Annotated in this window: 17 protein-coding genes; 15 read left to right on the forward strand and 2 right to left on the reverse strand. The window is 36.1% G+C overall.

The genetic code is table 11. The features are described 5' to 3' along the window. The first annotated feature begins 190 nt into the window (after positions 1–190). The 12 genes from ACFVS1_RS22910 (at position 191) to ACFVS1_RS22965 (ending at position 12686) form a co-directional block, all read left to right on the forward strand. Positions 191–1651 (forward strand): NCS1 family nucleobase:cation symporter-1, encoded by a 1461-nt coding sequence (locus ACFVS1_RS22910; protein WP_387550843.1) that lies wholly within the window; start codon positions 191–193, stop codon positions 1649–1651. A gap of 434 nt (positions 1652–2085) precedes the next feature. Beyond that, positions 2086–3012, forward strand: a complete 927-nt coding sequence (gene yhfZ / locus ACFVS1_RS22915) for a GntR family transcriptional regulator YhfZ (protein WP_387550846.1) — start codon at positions 2086–2088, stop codon at positions 3010–3012. Positions 3013–3080: 68 nt separating this feature from the next. Next, entirely contained in the window at positions 3081–3446 is a 366-nt protein-coding gene (locus ACFVS1_RS22920) for a PRD domain-containing protein (protein ID WP_387550849.1), read from the forward strand. Between the two features lie 12 nt (positions 3447–3458). Then, positions 3459–3821 carry a DUF2620 domain-containing protein gene (locus tag ACFVS1_RS22925; RefSeq protein WP_260357359.1) on the forward strand — a complete coding sequence of 121 codons (363 nt, stop codon included), beginning with the start codon at positions 3459–3461 and terminating at the stop codon, positions 3819–3821. 22 nt (positions 3822–3843) lie between these two features. After that, on the forward strand, positions 3844–5142 hold the full coding sequence (locus tag ACFVS1_RS22930) for a YhfT family protein (RefSeq protein WP_260357360.1): 1299 nt from the start codon (positions 3844–3846) through the stop codon (positions 5140–5142). 146 nt (positions 5143–5288) lie between these two features. Further along, positions 5289–6158, forward strand: coding sequence for a phosphotriesterase family protein (locus ACFVS1_RS22935; protein WP_260357361.1), 870 nt, complete (start codon positions 5289–5291; stop codon positions 6156–6158). A 9-nt stretch (positions 6159–6167) separates the two neighbouring features. After that, positions 6168–7277 carry an aminotransferase class V-fold PLP-dependent enzyme gene (locus ACFVS1_RS22940; protein ID WP_387550853.1) on the forward strand — a complete coding sequence of 370 codons (1110 nt, stop codon included), beginning with the start codon at positions 6168–6170 and terminating at the stop codon, positions 7275–7277. A gap of 39 nt (positions 7278–7316) precedes the next feature. Then, positions 7317–8537, forward strand: a complete 1221-nt coding sequence (locus ACFVS1_RS22945) for a phosphopentomutase (protein ID WP_387550856.1) — start codon at positions 7317–7319, stop codon at positions 8535–8537. 15 nt (positions 8538–8552) lie between these two features. Further along, a complete protein-coding gene (locus ACFVS1_RS22950) occupies positions 8553–9704 on the forward strand; it encodes a YhfX family PLP-dependent enzyme (protein WP_387550859.1) in 1152 nt (383 codons plus the stop codon). A 156-nt stretch (positions 9705–9860) separates the two neighbouring features. Then, entirely contained in the window at positions 9861–10610 is a 750-nt protein-coding gene (locus tag ACFVS1_RS22955) for an HAD family hydrolase (RefSeq protein ID WP_387550862.1), read from the forward strand. A 240-nt stretch (positions 10611–10850) separates the two neighbouring features. Then, the gene (gene nagB, locus ACFVS1_RS22960; RefSeq protein ID WP_387550865.1) at positions 10851–11594 is read left to right on the forward strand and encodes a glucosamine-6-phosphate deaminase; all 744 of its coding nucleotides are present in this window, start codon (positions 10851–10853) and stop codon (positions 11592–11594) included. Between the two features lie 213 nt (positions 11595–11807). Continuing rightward, positions 11808–12686, forward strand: a complete 879-nt coding sequence (locus ACFVS1_RS22965; RefSeq protein WP_387550868.1) for an aldose 1-epimerase family protein — start codon at positions 11808–11810, stop codon at positions 12684–12686. 611 nt (positions 12687–13297) lie between these two features. Here ACFVS1_RS22965 and ACFVS1_RS22970 read toward each other — a convergent pair. After that, positions 13298–14443, reverse strand: a complete 1146-nt coding sequence (locus tag ACFVS1_RS22970) for a tyrosine-type recombinase/integrase (protein ID WP_387550871.1) — start codon at positions 14441–14443, stop codon at positions 13298–13300. Positions 14444–14800: 357 nt separating this feature from the next. Here ACFVS1_RS22970 and ACFVS1_RS22975 point away from each other — a divergent pair, with 357 nt between their 5' ends. The 3 genes from ACFVS1_RS22975 (at position 14801) to ACFVS1_RS22985 (ending at position 17887) form a co-directional block, all read left to right on the forward strand. Continuing rightward, complete coding sequence (locus ACFVS1_RS22975; protein ID WP_387550874.1) at positions 14801–16051, forward strand: helix-turn-helix domain-containing protein; 1251 nt, start codon at positions 14801–14803, stop codon at positions 16049–16051. Positions 16052–16455: 404 nt separating this feature from the next. Then, positions 16456–17274, forward strand: coding sequence for a hypothetical protein (locus ACFVS1_RS22980; RefSeq protein WP_387550877.1), 819 nt, complete (start codon positions 16456–16458; stop codon positions 17272–17274). 340 nt (positions 17275–17614) lie between these two features. After that, the gene (locus ACFVS1_RS22985; protein WP_387550880.1) at positions 17615–17887 is read left to right on the forward strand and encodes a hypothetical protein; all 273 of its coding nucleotides are present in this window, start codon (positions 17615–17617) and stop codon (positions 17885–17887) included. A gap of 44 nt (positions 17888–17931) precedes the next feature. On the opposite strand, the gene ACFVS1_RS22990 is transcribed toward ACFVS1_RS22985, so the two are convergent. Then, positions 17932–18582 carry a hypothetical protein gene (locus ACFVS1_RS22990; protein ID WP_387550883.1) on the reverse strand — a complete coding sequence of 217 codons (651 nt, stop codon included), beginning with the start codon at positions 18580–18582 and terminating at the stop codon, positions 17932–17934. Between the last annotated feature and the right edge of the window lie 114 nt (positions 18583–18696).

An 18696-nucleotide genomic window follows, 5' to 3' on the forward strand; every position in this document is an offset into this window, starting at 1 on the left:
TTCACTTACTAGTGAAATTGCCCATTTTTTAAAAGCATAACAGGGATTCAGTGATATTTACTGTTAGGCAGAACAGAAATTATATTATACATCCCTTGAATGAATTATTGCATTTTTAATCGAATGGGTGAACTGTAAAAGTTCTTACATCAATATATATCAATAAAATGAAAAAGGAGTGGAGATATTCATGGATTCAAATTCTAACAGTGTCATCAATCCAGATCCTTCGTTATACAATGAAGATCTTGCCCCGGTTCCAAAAGAAAAGAGAACATGGAATTGGATATCCTACTCAATGATTTGGATGGGAATGATACACAATATCGTTTCTTATGAGCTTGCCGGAAGTTTAATTGCTATGGGAATGAGTGTATGGCAGGCATTGGGTGCAGTTATTGTGGCAAACGTAGCGCTAATTGTAGCCATTTGGTTAAACAGTGCGGCGGGTACAAAGTATGGTTTGCCCTTTCCTGTTTTGATAAGAGCCTCCTTCGGATATAAAGGGGCACATATACCAGTATTAACTCGGGCGTTCGTGGCCATTTTTTGGTTTGCGGTGCAGGCGTATGCAGGGAGTAAAGCAGTTGGTGCTGTAATAACTGTACTTTATCCTGGATGGGCTTCTCTTGGAGACTACTCTTTTTGGGGAATGGGCCTTAATGATTGGATAGGCTTTGGGACGTTTTGGTTGCTCCATGCTTGGGTGATTTCTCATGGGATGGAGAGGGTTAGACGTTTTGAAATGTGGGCTGGACCGTTAGTCATTGTGTTAGGTTTAGGTTTGGTGTATTGGGCAGTTGATGTAGCAAATGGCTTTGGGCCGCTTTTCTCCATTCCTGGTACCCTTGCTGGAGATGAGTTCTGGAAAAGCTTTTTTCTTTCAGTTACGGGGATGATTGGTGTATTAGCAACCTTAGTTTTAAACATTCCCGACCTTACTCGATTTTCAAAAAGCCAAAGAGATCAAGTCATTGGCCAGGCTGTAGGATTACCCATTATGATGACGTTTTTTGCATTTATGAGCATCATGATCACGGCAGGAACAATTATTGCATTCGGAAAGCCGATAACAGATCCAGTACAACTACTAGTCCAATTTGATAATCCTATTGTTGTATTATTGGGGGCATTTTCCCTGCTAATAGCGACCCTTTCCGTTAACGTTGTTGCTAACGTTGTCTCGCCGGCATACGATCTTATTAACTTGATTCCAATAAAGCTCAATTTTGTCAAAGCAGGAATTATTTCTATAGTAATTGGTGTATTTTTTGCACCTTGGCTATGGTTTAACAACGCAGGCACGATTTTTAATATCATTGGTGCTATAGGAGGAACATTAGGACCAGTATCAGGAATTATGATCGTGGATTATTTCCTTGTCAGACGCAGTCAATATGATTTAAATAGTTTCTTCGTGAAGGATGGGCAGTATACATACCGTAACGGGTGGAACCCGCGGGCGTTTATTGCAATGTCAATGGGTGTAATTGTTGCCTTGATAGGACTAGTGGTACCTTCTTTACATTCTCTCTATACCTATAACTGGTTTTTAGGGATAGCAGTAGGCGGAGTATCCTACTTTTTCTTAATGCGTTCAAACCCAAAGTCCATAACCACTGTTGTGGAGGAGAATGCTATTATTAAATAAAACGAAGACCGCTCATACCTATATAGGTAGTGCGGTTTTTTGCGTGCTTGTTAAAAAGAGAAGGTGCCCAAGCCAAACTAAATTGAGTCCCTTTATGCAAGGTAATACCCTAAGCTATTATCTGTAGCTTCATCTTGCGCTTTTGGAGGAAAGCTGACAATTATAAACGCCTTTTTTTTCACTTGGAATGTATATAGTAAAACTTGGAGGTACATCCTGTCAGCGAGAAATTCTCCATAACAAGCCATAGCACCGGATAATTCCATGTTAGCCCCAATTTTAGTCGTACATATGCTTAAATGTGTTTTGGGAATTAGAGTGAATAATCTAATTTTTTTAAAAAGGTAGTAAAAACTATTGTGAAATCGTGTAAAAACGTTTACACTTGCAATATACTAAATTTAGTATATTTAATTTATTATAGGAAGTTGATTATGTGGGATAAATTTTATTCTAAAAATGGGTTAGCTGCTAAAAATATAGCCAAAGTGTTGATAGAACTAGAGGTAGGCAAAAGAATACCCCGGGTTTCAGATTTTTGTGAAGTACTTTCATTTGGACGCGGGACTATTCAAAGCGCTCTTAATTTGTTAGAAGAAATGAAAGCGATTAAATTGGAAGCGCGTGGTCATCTCGGAACCTTTTTATTAGGAAAAGATGATGAGTTGTTACTTGAAATTGCTGGTATTGCACCTTTGGTTGGATCCATGCCGCTTCCTTATTCACGCAAATATGAAGGGTTGGCAACAGGGTTAGTTGAAGCCTTTGAATCAAAAGGTAAAAGAATCAATTTAACTTTTATCCGGGGGGGAATTAATCGAATTGAATCCATTCGTATGAAAAGATGCGATTTCGCAGTTGTTTCTAAATTGACTGCAGAAGCACAAATATTACAGTTTCCAAATTTAAAAATATTCGAAGAGCTTACGCATAATAGTTATGTATCAGCTCATAAAGTGTTTCTGTCTAATTCGAGTGAAACTAGAATTAGACAAGGAATGAAAGTCGGTTTGGACATTGAATCCCTTGACCAAAGCAGATTAACGTTTGCAGAAGTTGAGGGCATGGACGTTCAGTTAGTTCATGTAAACTATATGCAGTTGTTTGATATGCTACATGCCAAACAGATAGATGCAACTATCTGGAATGTGGATGAAAAAAAAATGATTGAAACCTTTAGAGCTGTAGAGTTTCAATCACCTTTAGCTCGGCAATTGTCATTGGACACATCCGAAGCTGTCATAGTTATTGATGGTAATAGGGAAGATGAAATTAAACAAAAATGGAACTGTGTAACCAAAGAAATGATTCTTAAAGTTCAAGCGCTTGTTGAAACAGGAGAAAAGGTTCCTCGTTATTAAAAATATCGAGGAAATTTCTAAAATATTTTTATCAATATACTAAATACAGTAGATTGGAGTATGTGAAATTGAATAAAGCAGAAATGAATCAAAAATTAGATATATTAAAAGACAATAAGATTATTACCGATTTAGCCTATGACATTACAAACGAAACATTTGATTTAATGTCAGAAAAGTACAAAAAGACCGATATATCTGAATCCGATATGTTTTGGACACATATGTGCATGGCATTAACAAGGATTCAATGTGAGGAATCTATAGAAGGACCACTTGAAATGATTATGGTAGAAATCAGACAAACACCTTATAAAAATGAAATAGAGGAAATTATCAAATTTGTTAATAATAGATTTTCTCAGGGAATTCCTAAAGAAGAACAGGATTATTTCTATCTGCATCTACATCAAGTACTAGATAAAAATCAATAGGAGGTTTTAATAATGATCAAAATTGTAGTAGGTGGACAGTTAAATAAGCAAACAATCGAAAAGCAAATCAAGGAGTTAGGAGGAAGTGAGGTTGAAGTAAGTGTTAAGAGTGATTTAGAAGCCGTAATGGCGTTAAAAAATAAACAGGTTGATTATTATGTTGGAGCTTGTGAAACAGGGTCTGGTGGGGCGCTTGCTATGGCATTAGCACTTTTGGGACATGATCATTGTGTAGCACTTGCTTCCCCAAGTAAAGTTAAGAATCAAGAAGAAATTCTTGAAGAAGTTAATAGTGGGAAAATCGCTTTTGGCTTTACTGCCCCTTCGTCCGCTAATGTGTTAAAAGCTTTAGTTCCAGCATTACTTAATAAATAAAAAAATATCAGGGGGAGTACTTTTGGATTTTACTATCATGCAACTAATAACCATAGCCGCACTTGGTTCTATGGGTTCCATTCTTGTTAACCGAGGTGTAGCTGTTTTTAATGACGGTTTACGTCCAATTGTTCCAGAGTTTTTAGAAGGCCGGATTACCAGAAAAGAATTGGCAGCAACCAGTTTTGCGTTAAGCTTTGGATTAATTATTGGGTTTGGTATCCCGCTGTCCATAGGTGCAACAATCATTATTGCGCATAGTATTTTACTTGCATGTGACATTATAGGAATATGGTCACCTGACAATAAAAAGGGCATAATCATTTCTGGTGTCGTAGGTGCTGTTTATAGTATTGGTGTATGCCTTGGACTACAATTTGTTGTTGATCTATTTGATAAACTACCTATTAACTTCCTTGACTCTTTAAGTCTAGTAGGTACACCTATTATTATTGCATTTACTGTATTCCCTGCTGTAGCCGTAGGTTACCAGCATGGTTTTAAGAAGGCTGTAATTACTGCTAGCATTACCTTTATTTCTTATCTATTGTTCGCTCGCTTTGGAACTTTTACTATTTCAAGCTACAAAATTGCATTAAGTCCTGAAGGAATGTCTTTATTATTTGGGATGTTTATGATGGTTTATTTTGCAGCAAGAGTAAAAGGTGGGGAAGGTACTACAAACGCAGATTTAGTTAATATATTTACAGAACGTGTGAACAGAATTAAAAAAAATCGCTGGTTGCTTGCGATTATGGGTGGCTTGGTTGCATTAGTTTCAGCCCAGATGATTCTTGCGGTTGACGCGATGCCACAAGCTTTAATTAATGATGGGAAATACTCGGAAGCAGCAATAGCAACTTTAGCACGTGCCATAGGATTTATACCTTTAGTATTCTCGACTGCCATTGTGACAGGTGTATATGGATTAGCCGGTACAACTATGGTGTTTGTGGTAGGGATCATTTTTAGAGAAATGCCGATTCTAGCATTTTTTGTTGGTGCAGTCGTTATGTATGGGGAAGTTATGCTGTTATCTGTTGTTACAAAAAGCATGGATAAATTGCCTGGTGTACGAGAAATGGGAGAACACATTCGTACGTCCTTAGCTGATGTTCTCGGGATGGCTATCTTAATTGGTAGTGCGATGGCAGGAGAAAAAATTGCACCAGGAATGGGCTTCTTCTGGGTAATGGGCTTTTATCTACTTAATCGTATAGCGAAAAAGCCATTAGTGGAATTAGCAGTTGGACCAGTAGGGGTTATTGCCTTAGGTATCTTAGTGAATATTCTTCATTTATTTGGTTTATGGTCTAAATAAAGGAAAAAAGAATACCTCTTCCGTGATTATTTTAAAGATAATAATGGGGGAGGTATTCATTAGTTAATAGAAACTACACATCTAATTATGAACAAAACTAAATCAATTCGATCAAAATTTTATGAAAGAAAGTGATTTTAGTGTTAATGGACGGTATTACTCTTATGCACGAACATACTACGATTGATTTATCAGAAGTTAAAAATACGGAGGATTGTCAACTTGATGTCTTTAGTGAAACTTTAAAAGAATACAAAAAATTATATGAAAAGGGTGTTAGAAACATTGTAGATGTAACCGTTTTTGGAATGGGAAGGAATATCCCGTTTGTCCAAAAGATAGCTGAAGAAAGTGGCATCAACATTATTTATTCTACTGGTTTTTATCAAGAGGAATTTTATCCAATCCAGGTATTTCGTGAAACACGGGAACAATTAGTTGAAAGAATGGTTAATGAAATCAACCATGGAATTAAGGGAACGGGAGTAAAAGCAGAAATCATTGGTGAAATCGGAACAAGCTATAACGTATGGACAGATACAGAGAAAAAAGTGTTTGAAGCGGTTGTAATTGCCCATCAAGAAACCAAAAAACCTATAACCACTCATACCTCAATTGGTACCTTGGGACATGAACAAGTAGACTTCTTTAAAAAGCATAATGTTGACTTAAATCGTGTTGTTATTGGTCATGTTGATTTAACTGGGGATGCTGATTATATATTGAAAATGTTAAAAGATGGTGTTTATGTTGAGTTTGATACTGTAGGAAAAGAGAGCTATATGCCTGACCGAACACGTGCAGAAATCTTGAAAAAAATTCAGGATGCAGGATATATCGATCATGTTTTCCTTTCAATGGATATCACAAGAAAATCACATCTGGAATATAAAGGTGGGCTAGGTTACAACTTTTTACTAGACTCCTTCATTCCTTTACTTACTAGCCATGGACTAACAGATGATTCTATTGAAAAAATGTTAGTCACAAATCCCTTGGTATTTATGAATCAATGAGGTGATAAAATGCAAACATTCCCTTTAAAAAGTCTTTCAATGGAAGAAGCCCAACAAAAGCAATTTCAGTTAATTGATATCATTACTCGTTATTTTCGAGGTGATGAAATACTTTCACTTGGAGATTTAGGTGTTGTGAGAGGTGTGAATAAACCCCAATATACAAAAAAGGTAGAAGAAATATTGGCAGATTTTTTTCATGTCGAAAGAGCCTTGTTTGTACGAGGCGCAGGAACTGGAGCACTACGATATGGATTTATGAGTTTTTTGAAACCAGGCGACCAAATCTTGGTCCATGACGCACCTATTTATCCAACAAGCAAGACAACGCTAGATAGCATGGGGATAGAAGCGATATTTGTTGACTTTCATCAAAAAGAGAAAGTGAAAAAAGTAATTCAACTTCATCCTGAATTAAAAGGCGCACTCATTCAACATACACGTCAAAAAATGGATGATCATTACGATATAGGCAAAGTCATTGGGCACATTCGTTCGATGAATCCTTCTCTATACATCCTTACTGATGATAATTATGCAACAATGAAAGTAGAACAAGTAGGGGTTCAAGCTGGTGCTGATTTGACAACCTTCTCATTATTTAAATTGTTAGGTCCAGAAGGAATCGGTCTCATAATTGGTAAGGCAGACTTGATTAGAAAAATAGAAAAAATGAACTACTCTGGTGGTAGCCAGGTACAAGGTTATGAGGCGCTAGAAGCTTTGCGTGGGCTTGTCTATGCTCCAGTTATGTTAGCCATTCAAGCTGAAGTAAATGAAAAATTAGTATCAAATCTTAATCAAGGGATAGTAACAGGTGTAAAACGTGCTTTCTTAGCAAATGCGCAATCAAAAGTAGTATTAGTAGAGCTAACGGAACCAATCGCAGAAGACGTACTCCATTATGCAAACGAACTTGGGGCAGCCCCGTATCCAGTAGGTGCCGAATCCAAGTATGAATTTGTTCCTATGTTCTATAGAGTTTCAAATACCTTTCTTACATCAGATCCTACTTTATATAAAAAAATGATTCGGATCAATCCACTAAGAAGTGGAACAGATACGATTATCAGGATATTAACGCAATCCATTCATAAGGCTCAGGCTAAAAGTCAGTGACTTTTGGGTCAGACTGCACAAGATGGAGGAGTAATAACAATGAATAAAAGAGTAATCGTTATAATTTTAGACAGTTTAGGTGTTGGTTATATGGATGATGCAGTAGAATATCATCCCCAAGATGTTGGTGCAAACACCTTTTATCACATTTTAGATGCCGTTCCATCACTTCGGATTCCTACTTTTGAAAAGTTAGGAATTAATAAAGTCCTGAATCATCCAAGTTTAGAAAAGAAAGAAAACCTGGCCAGCTACGGTGTAATAAAACTCATGCACCATGGTGCTGATAGTTATGAAGGTCATAATGAAATAATGGGCTCAAAGCCTAAAAAGGCCTATCTTGCCCCTTTTATCGATAATATGGCTGAAGTTCGAACTGCCCTTGAATTAGATGGCTATAAAGTAAATATTCCTAATCGGGATATCCCCTATTTATTGGTGAATGATTTGGTCATCGTCGCAGATAACATTGAGACTGATTTTGGACAAATTTATAATGTGAGTGCGCCGCTGGACAATATATCCTTTGAGGAAGTTCTAAAAATAGGCGAATGTGTTCGGAGAAATGTGAGGGTCAATCGAGTAATTGCGCTAGGCGGTGAGAACGTAACACCTGAACACCTACAAAATTCAGTGGAACTTCGTGAAGATGGATTGGTTGGGGTTAACTCACCAAAGTCAAATGTATATAAAAAGGGATATCAAGTTCGGCACTTAGGGTTTGGCATTTTACCTGATCATCAATTGCCAACTTTGGCTGTTAAAGAGGGAGTAGAAGTTTCTCTCGTGGGTAAAATGCAGGATGTGATCTATTGTGAAGGGGCAAATAAATTCCCTGGTGTTGATACTGAACAAGTAATGAAGGATATCCTAAATCAAATGGACCATGTTCAAAATGGATTAATTGCTGCAACTATACAGGAAACAGATTTAGCTGGGCATGCTCAAGATCCAGAGCGCTATGCTAACCGGATTTCGTTAGTAGATCAATATTTAGCAACAATAGTAGAAAAAATGACGGAACAAGATTTACTAATCATAAGTGCAGATCATGGGAACGATCCTACCATCGGCCATAGCCAGCATACACGAGAAAAAACATTCTTGTTAGTCTATAATAAATTGCTTAAACCAATGAATCTTGGAGAAAGAGAAACACTTTCTGATATAGCTGCAACAGCAGCTGAATATTTAGGGCTTGATGCCACTGAAAACGGGACGAGTCTTTACAATATCAAGGAAAGTAACAAAGGAAATTAGATTGGAGAGATATTAATGTTTTTAGACATAACTCAACAACGCAATCCGAAGTTAATAGAAGCTTCCTTAGAACTACATCAACAAGGCGCTATTTCTCCAAATACGTACGTACTAGATCTGGATACCATAAAATCGAATGCTACTCTTTTAGCCAAAGAAGCCAAAAAACAGGATATTGAATTATTGTTTATGTCCAAACAATTCGGTCGAAATCCGTTGGTAGCTAAAGCCATTGTTGAGGCAGGAATTGAAAAAGCAGTGGCTGTGGATCCGTGGGAAGCACTCACTCTCAGCAAAAATGGAATTAAAATTGGTCATGTTGGACATCTTGTACAATTGCCAAAAAGAATGATACCGAAGATTTTAAATATCGAACCCGATTTTATCACCGTTTTTAGCTATGAAAATGCAAAGAATGTTAGTGATGCTGCAAAACTGGTGGGAAGAATCCAAAAAATTTTCTTGCGCATTGCAAACATTGGTGACTTTATTTATAACGGCCAAGAGGGTGGTTTTACTCTTCATCAGCTCCAGGAAGAAGTAAAGAAACTTGAAGAGTTGGATGGTATTGTTATAGCGGGATTAACGAGTTTTCCTTGCATATTAATACAAAACGATACTCCTGCCGTTACACAGAATGTCAAGTCGATGCAACTGGCAAAAGAATTGCTTCAGCAAAGAGGACATCAACATTTGCAGATGAATATGCCGAGTGCAACTTCCGTATCAACGATACAATTGTTAAAAGAAAACGGAGCAACTCAAGGAGAGCCAGGACACGCTCTTACTGGTACGACCCCTTTACACGCAATCCAACATTTAGAAGAAAGACCAGCAATGACATACGTTTCTGAAGTTTCTCATTTTTATCAAGATCGAGCTTTTGTCTTTGGAGGCGGTTTTTATCCGCGTTCCCATATGCAAAATGCCTTTGTAGGGAAAAATATAAATAGTTTGAAAAAAGTGCCTATCATAGTAAATGACCCTTCCAATATCGATTACTATGGAACATTAAATACACGTGATGTCAAAATTGGTGACACTGCCATATTTGCTTTTCGTACTCAAATATTTGTCACTCATGCCCAAATAGCAATTGTAAAAAATCTTTCAACTAAACCGGAACTTCTTGGGATTTATGATGCAACTGGTAATTTAGTAAATTAAGAGAAAAAGGCGCTAAACTTTATATAAGTTGAAGACTCAATGATACATTAACTTCTTAACTTCTTTTAACTTGTGGGCTAAGCCCTCTTCTTCCTACTCGCCTGTATATCCAATGACATAGGCAGTGGGTCCACCATAATAAGGATGTGTGATAGTATGTATCGAATTGTTTTTCTGGATATTGATGGAACTATTTTAAACTCTAATGAACAACTTGAAGAAAGACTCATTGAAAGCATCATTAAGTTACAACAAAAGGGTGTATTGGTAGCTTTAGCTTCAGGAAGATCTTTGGTTGCTTCAAAAATATATGGAGAAAAATTTAGATGCTCGATATATGTAACATACAATGGGAGCTTTGTCATTTCGAATAATGAGGTATTATATGATGTCAAAATACCATCACAGTTAGCTTTTAATTTATGCAGCAAAACGAAAGAATACAATGGTGCTTATTTTCATTTTTCATATAAGACTTCCCGTTCGAATCGACCCCAGCCTGATATTGAACATTTACTGCCACAAGCTACACAATCTAATCTTACTGATACAAATCGCGACGCTCACCGCTTAGCCCTTTATCTTGATTCTACTAAAGACCGTGAATCCCTTAGAGCTGAAATAACGGATGAATATGTTTTTGATGAAGGCAATCGTTTGGAAGTTTATCCGGTTGGATCTAAATGGTCTGGCATTATACCTATCTTGAATCGTCTGGGAATTTCTGCGAGTGAAGTAGTGGCAATTGGTAATGGCATAAATGATATAGAGATGCTAGAAGCAGCCGGATTAGGAATCGCTATGGGAAACTCACCTGATTACGTAAAAAAATGTGCGAATTTGATAACTGAGGATAATGATCACGATGGTGTTGCATTAGCATTAGAAGAAATATTTAATTTATAAGCCATTAATCAATAAGTAACAAACCATGGTAATGGTCCCATTGTCGAACCCTAATGGGAACACCCTTACTTATAAATAGTTTGCAAAAAACAAAAATAGTTATTGGAAATAAAGAAGCGTTATAGATACCTCAGCAATCTTAGGCAACTTGGAAAGTGTATGAGACCTGAGTTCGATAATAGTATTTAAAAGAACGTAGGATAAAACGATAATTTTTTCTAAAAATTTAGGAGTGTTAAGATGAAACTTGTTAAAGTTAGAAATCCTGAAGAGATGAGCGCTTTTACAGCAAGACGAATCATTGAAAAAGTAAGTTCTTCCTCTATGTTATCACTTGGTCTTGCAACAGGGGGTACACCTGTTGGTACTTATGAATTTTTAATTGATGACTATAAGAAGAAAAAAACAACCTACAGGCATGTTTTTACGTATAATCTAGATGAATATGTTGGATTAGAATCTAGCCATCCAAATAGCTATCATTATTACATGTATAATCATTTATTTAATTACATTGATATACCAAGCAAAAATGTAAATATTCCCAACGGTATGGCAAGCAATCTGAAACAAGAAGCTATAAGCTATGAAGCAAAAATAGACAAAGTACGTGGTGTGGATTTACAACTGTTGGGAATCGGTGAAAACGGACATATTGGTTTCAATGAACCTGGAACAGCGCTAAATATGCCAACACATGTGTTGGCTCTTACAGAGTCAACCCGGCAAGTAAATGCACGTTATTTTAATAATTATGATGAAGTACCAAATCATGCAATCACAATGGGCATATCAACTATTTTAAAAAGTAAAGAAATAATACTTCTTGCTTCTGGAGAAAGTAAGGCAGAGGCAATATACCGCATGTTTACAGAAGAGGTAGGTAGTAATTGTCCAGCTACTGTACTAAGAAACCACTCAAATGTAGTAGTAGTTGCAGATGAGAAGGCCGTCTCCAAATTGGAACATCATTTGTATTGTTAATGTTTATCTTGGGTGTTTAGTTCTAAACCTTAATAATGTTCATTTTCATAATGTAACTATGTCTGTCCGAGAATAGTTACTTTTTTTGTCTTTGTTTCCTCTTACTGTGTGATGAAAAGATATATATCGTTCAAAAGGTAGATGAAAGATTGCAAATCCAATGTTATATAATAAGTGCGAAAGAATCAATAACGGAACAGAAAGGAGCCTGCAATGATAGTCCTTGAAAATGAAGCATTAAAAGTAAGTATCTCCACTTCCGGTGCAGAAGTACGTGAGGTTCTAAATAAAAAAACAGGGCTGAGTTATCTGTGGAGCGGCGAAAGCACGCATTGGGGAAGAGTGTCGCCGATACTGTTTCCAATTGTTGGGCGGTTAAAAAAGGATCAATATAAGCTGAATGGAAAAACATATCACTTGTCGCAGCACGGTTTTCTGCGAGATGTTGAATTTACTGTTCAGGCTCAGCATGTAGATCATGTTTCTTTCTGCTTTGAGTCGTCTGATGACTTTTTGGATGTGTACCCGTACCGGTTTCAGGCAGTAATTCACTATGCATTGAAGGAGCAGTCACTGAACGTTCGCTGGGAAATTAAAAATGAACAGAAAGAGACAATGTATTTTTCCATTGGAGCTCATCCTGCATTTAACGTGCCGCTCACAAGCGAGGAAAAAGCGGAAGAGTATACGTTAGCTTTTACATCGGCCGTTGGCAAACGCGTCACGCGATATGAACTGGCCAAATCATTGATCAAAGAAAAAGAATCGGCTGAATCGATTGAGCCGATCACTATTCAAGCGTCTTTATTTAAGAATGATGCATTTATATACAGTCACATTGACCATGTTTCGCTTTTATCAGACCGGACAGGTCATGGAGTTGAAGTTGACTTGGCTGCTTTTCCATTTGTCGGAATATGGTCGAGCTACAATCAATCAAATGGCACGATGGCTCCGTTTGTATGCATTGAACCTTGGTACGGTCTTGCCGATACGGAAGACACATCTGGTCAGTTAAAGGAAAAAATAGGAATTAATAAGCTTGAAGCAGGCGGCTGGTTTGAAGCAAACTATACGATGACATTCATTTGACATTTTTTAGAGTATGACAAAATAAAAACATACTAAGATTAGTAGCACAGACCAAGGCCATTGTTTGCTGCTATATTTTGTAGTAGAAGTAAATAAAAGGTCAAGTCAACCACTAGAGTTATTTTTGGATATAAACCTCATACTTTTTCTAATAATGTATTTACATTCTATTCTTTCCCATTTAAACTCTAAATCAAAAATGTTGATTTGAAGACATTCAAAGTTACAATTGCATTTCACTAATCATCATCTTACAATCCCTTATAAATATGGTTTGGACAATGATTACAATTGAAGCTAATCAAACCTCATATTAAATAGGAAGAAAGACATTTTAGACGTAAAAGTACACTTTTATAAACATGCTAAACTGCCCTTGTCTATTAATAGTAAGGGTAATGCTGTTTAGCATGTATAGTTTCTCTAAGGAATAGAGAGTGTAAGCTTTTTACTAGTGTCTAATTGCGGGTAAAATCGTTATTTATCTTTGATTAAATCCCGACCATTTTTCATATCTTCAATCATTAAACCATTGTAGAAATGGATCGTTTAAGTCAATTGGAGTACAAAAATACAGCAAAAACTTCTCTAAATATGACGACTTTCTTCTATTATATATACTCTCCAAACACATCTGATTTCCACAAATGAATCGCATGGCGTTCTTTTTCAAAAACCTTCTCCAAATAAATTTCTGTAGTTGATAGCTGCTCATGGCCCAGACTCTTCATTATCTGATAGACATCCACTCCATTTAGATGAGAAATGATGGCAAAAGCATGCCTGAAGGTATGAGGACCAATGGAAGAAGAACGAAACTGCAAAAAACGCAATCCACTTTCCTTAATGGCTTTTGATATGTATTGAGACAAATATGAGGGAGAGTAGGCACGGCCGGTATTGGTCGTAAAGAGCGGGTCTTCTCCTTCTGCTCCGGCTATATCTTCGAGCCCTCTAGCTGAACGGAACATGCGAATGCTATTCATTCCTTTTTCTTTCAGTGGGATTTGCCTTCTTTTATTTCCTTTACCCAGTACCTCTAAAAAATACGTACTGGTAATGGAATCATATTGAAGATCCTTGACTCGGAGTCTAGTAAACTCTTCATTACGCATGCCTGTCATCGTGAGGATATGAATGATTGAAAAAACGATGGGGTGGTTGATTTCCCTGAAGTAATCAAGCAGCTGAATGACTTCCTTCGGTCCCAAATCACGGTTCGGCCGATCATCTTTACGAATATTGACCTTAAAGAACCCTTCATGAATGGGCTCCGTAATATATCCTGATTCGAACAGAAACTTCAAAAAACTTTTAATGATGGTTGTCTTTCTGGATAATGCGGCAACGGAATACACTCCATTTTTTAAGACATAGGGGCTTTTTTCTGATAACCATTCCTGATACCTTCGAATGTGCCGTGTAGAGAGAGATTTAAAGAGGGAACCTTCCACAACTTGTTCCATGTCTACATGGATTTCCGCCGAATACGTGAGTAATTGTTCAATAAATTGAAGAAGTTCCCTCTCATAGGCTTGGACGGTGCGGGTGGACTTTTCATGTTGTTGTTTTAAATGCTCCCGCCTTTGAAGAAACCACTGGAGCATGTCTAGATCGTTAAAGCCTGAAAAAGGATGATGCCCATCTCTTTCTGCCGTATCTAAACGCTCCTGTAACGTATGAATCGAAATGTCTGAAAGACTCTTTTTCCATGCATGGCTCTGAACCTCTTTCGTTATTCCCATCAGTTCATGCATACCTGTATCCCTCACTTTTATTATCCATTTATTAATAAGAAAAAGTATAATAATTATTTTCATTATTTGTGGTTATACATTACATTATAACAAACTTCAAGAGTTAACTAATTATGAAAAACCTAAATAAATTCTATATTTATTTAGGTCTTCCTTAATTAATATAAAATTAGATTCAAAAATTATAATAATATTGTTAGATTCAAACATTAAATCTATAATGATTATATAAGAGAAATTTAGAATTATACTTATTTAAGAAAACATTATATATTATGATAGATATATGAAATAAATAGTTAATCATGAGATAAAAATATATATAACAATAAAAGATAAAAGGTGAAGAGAAAAATAATGAATAAACAAAACCATGAAAAAAACACGCAGACTGAATCATATGAAATGGGGGAAACGGTTTTTGTTCTCCAAACATGTACGGAAGAAGAAGACCCAGAGAGTTTTCACTACTTTAAACAATTTGAAAAAAAAGAAGGCGTGATTTTGGAAGTGATCGAACACCCACGTCTCCAATATCGTGTAAAATTTGGTCAGGCGGAAGCAGTCTTGTATCATGAGGAATTGACGAATGGGAACCAACGGGATGTTCCAATAACAGGAACGGATCATCAAGAAGGATGGGAGGGAGATAAAGTGGAATGGTATACACAAAAAGAAGTAGCGGATTTATTAGGCGTATCCAAGGCAACGGTCTACCATTATGGAAAGCAGAAGAAAATCATTAAGATTCTGGACCCACATCGATTACATCGAGAGGCTCGTTATCAAAAAGCGGAAGTGGATCGATTAGTATCTGAGAAACAAACTTTACCTACTGGCATGAGTCCAAATGATGTGGCAAAGAAATTGGGATTATCTGTACAAAGTGTTTATAAGTATATACAAGATGGTTCGATAAAAGCTAAGGCTGTCCCGTATGGTGATGAAAGAATCACTTATGTCATTTCGGAAACAGCCTATCAGGAAGCAGAGAAATCACTCAAACCAACTGAAACACTGCGACCAAAAAAATATGAATATTATGATTCGAAAAATGACATTGCTTTGTATCAAAGATTTCAATCGTCTAAAATACCAGAGGCACGTGTGGTTCGTAATGAAGATAATGTATTTGGTTTCTACCTACCCAATATCCAAAAGTGGTTCACGTATGAAGAAGGAATTAACAATTATGCCTTAAAGCCGTCATACTCGATTCACCAATCTACTTTAGATTATAAGGGCTATATTGAACTTCAGATGCCAAAAAATGAAGTTGTATTTTATCCCTTCATTGACTATTTATATGAAATTTGGGGAGTGGAAAACATTCGACTTAGAGAACAAAGTGAAACAGTTTTACTCTGCATCAAGGCAGGGGAAAAGCCGTTAAAAACTGAGGTGTTTGGTATTGCTGATATCTTACCGTATTTAATCAATGGAGAAATGCATCATGAAGATGATTCGTTGATATTACGTAGTTCAAATAGAAAAACTAGTTTTGAGTTACCTATCGAATTGTTAGAAACAATTTCAGATTTAGCTGAACAAGAAGGGATTAGTATTAGTAAATGGGTTGAGCAAAAATTATCTTCGATAATAAAATAACTATATAAAAATTTTTTGCTGCGAAAATGGTACAAAGGCAATCTCAACTGGATCCTACAGGCTATACTTTACGGCCCTGAATGATTTGATTCTGTCTTCGGAAAAGGTACAGAGTCGGCATTATCTAAATTCCGGAAAGAAAAAATGATAGGTACAAGAAGGCAGGTAACCCCACTTTCAGTAATTTATTTACTTCATAACAAAATGGATGAATATTTAAGTCCGGCTGGCGGCAACAGGTCGGGCTATTTGATGTTAAAACATGTGCGAGGTTGTCGGAGATTTATTCTTAAACTAAACACTGGATTATACGTTTACAAATTAATAAAAATGGTAATATATATATTCTATTGTGATTTCTAAACGAAAAAGTGAGATTTATACATGAGAAAGGAGTTTATTTTTTGAGTCCATATGATTTATTATTAGAGCCTGTTTTAAACCTTTTAACCTGGTCTTCAAAAAAGGAAGAGTATTTAATAACAAATAAGAAGAAGATATACTTATGTTTATTTAGGCTAATGATAATTGTTCCGATTTATTTGTTTATTTATATAGTCTCATATGTCTTAGTATCTCTTTTTGGAACCACTGATCTTCATAACAAAGGGCCTATTGTTAAGTTCTATCTCTCTATTATTCTTCTTTTACCTTTATTACTATTACTATTATTAAATATCCTACGAGAAGAGAATATTAGCGACAAAATAATGAAATTTTTTCTAACTTTCTTAATCACAAAAGATAGCGTAGGTATAGATTTTCTTCCTTTAAAAGTTGCATTTCATATGGTTGGGGGAGCAGTTTATATTTCATTAGCCTCGTGGCTCTCATATTATGTAATTCTTTATTCAAACATAAATTTATATAAGTACATTAGTCAAGAAGGATATGTAAATAGCTTATTCGTATTCTTAGTGATATTACACTCCTCCATTTACGTTTTTGTATTATTTTATGGATCCCCAGAAGAAACTGAAAAACAAAAGTTTAAAAAGTTAAGAAGGAAATTTCTTTTATGGCTTATTTCAATGATAATTACTATTGGATTTGTTGTGATATCTATTTTTAAGGGTTATTCAACATTACATCCATTTTATTTTATCTTTATTATATTAATTGCTATGGAAAGAACCATAGCCAATTATAAAGCTTTAACGGAACATTTGTCTTCGCAAGGTTTTTATGAAGAGTGTTTAAAAGGGTTTAAAGGAGAAAATTAAAAATATAAAAGAAGAAAAGTTAAGGTCAACAAATCCTCTTTATGCGTTTTTTATGACGATTGCTGAAAATCAGCATTGTTATTTTTTTTGCTTAAAAACACAGTTGGAAGGTGCGCGAAAATACGAAGGCAGTCGTCATTGTATATAGGGGGCGTAAAACTTTTGTCCGAAAACGAAAGGTAGCGCCTATTATACAGTAAGGACAAATAGTTTCAGGAAAAGTGCGCGACTTTAGACTCTCGCGCCTATTATTTTATGAACACGTCCGAAAAAAGAAAAAGCGGCGGCATTGTTTGTAAGGGGCAGAAATTTTCAGTAAAAAAACTAAGGAGGAATCGAAATGGAATATTCACCAGAACAACTAATAAAGCACTTTGGCGATCCAACCGGCTTTTCGCGTATATCCAATACACTCGTCCATTTTTATACACTTCTGGACGGATTCGATGTTACAATAGCGGGCTTATATGCGTTTCTCCGTTCTTGGCGAAACACAACCAACGAAGATATTCGCGGCATTGTTTCATTCCCACGAATATTTGCATTTGCAGGCACAATCGGGGCTTGGGCGCTCATAAGAAGAAGTTGTGCATCCGCTATTGATGTATTTTAGTGCGGTGGAGACCTTAGAATAATCTATAATATATTTATCTTCGTTTATTTTTCATCTTTTATGTTCAGATCTACTTGTGGCGGGTTAGGGTATAATTCATTAATTAGCAGTACCAGAGCTTCATTCAATTCATATCGTTCAATTTTCCCTTTGTACTCTAAATTACGGATGTAGTCAATAGTACTATCTAGGTTATCGAATACGCGATTCTCTTGTTTTGGTGATATAGATGTAAGATGAAGATCATGTAGCCTATCAAAAAAATTAGGAAAGCCCTCTGCTGAAAGAAACTTGTTAAAAGACTCTCTCATATCTTTCCTCATGTAGCTAGCTTCATTTTCAGGATCTGTAATTTCTCTTATGGCTTTTATCGCTTCGCCATTCAAGCCCATATAAGAACACGCCTTTTCCAATGAAAATGAATCTTCATCAGTTTCACCAGTGAGATAGCCAATATCTAGACGAAGGAAATCTGCAATTAAAAGCATAGTATCGTATTTTGGAAAGCCGACTTCTCCATTTTTAATTTTGGCTCCCGTATTCACCCATCGGCTAACATCTTTTTGGCTATAACTAGTTCCATATTTATTGTTTAAGGCTTCAGCAAAGGATGCCTGAGTATATCTGCCTGCATCCATACACTTTTTTAATCTACTTTTCCAGTACGTCGCCTTTTCTTTTAATAGGTCATCCATATTATAATATTCCTCCATTTGAGACAAATTATATACCTTGCGTAAGTCTTGTGCAACTTAAAATTTCGCGCTACTATTATATTAGAAAATCCGAGAAGAACAGCAGAAAATCGA

Source organism: Peribacillus sp. NPDC058075 (assembly GCF_042885195.1).
Classification (GTDB): domain Bacteria; phylum Bacillota; class Bacilli; order Bacillales; family DSM-1321; genus Peribacillus.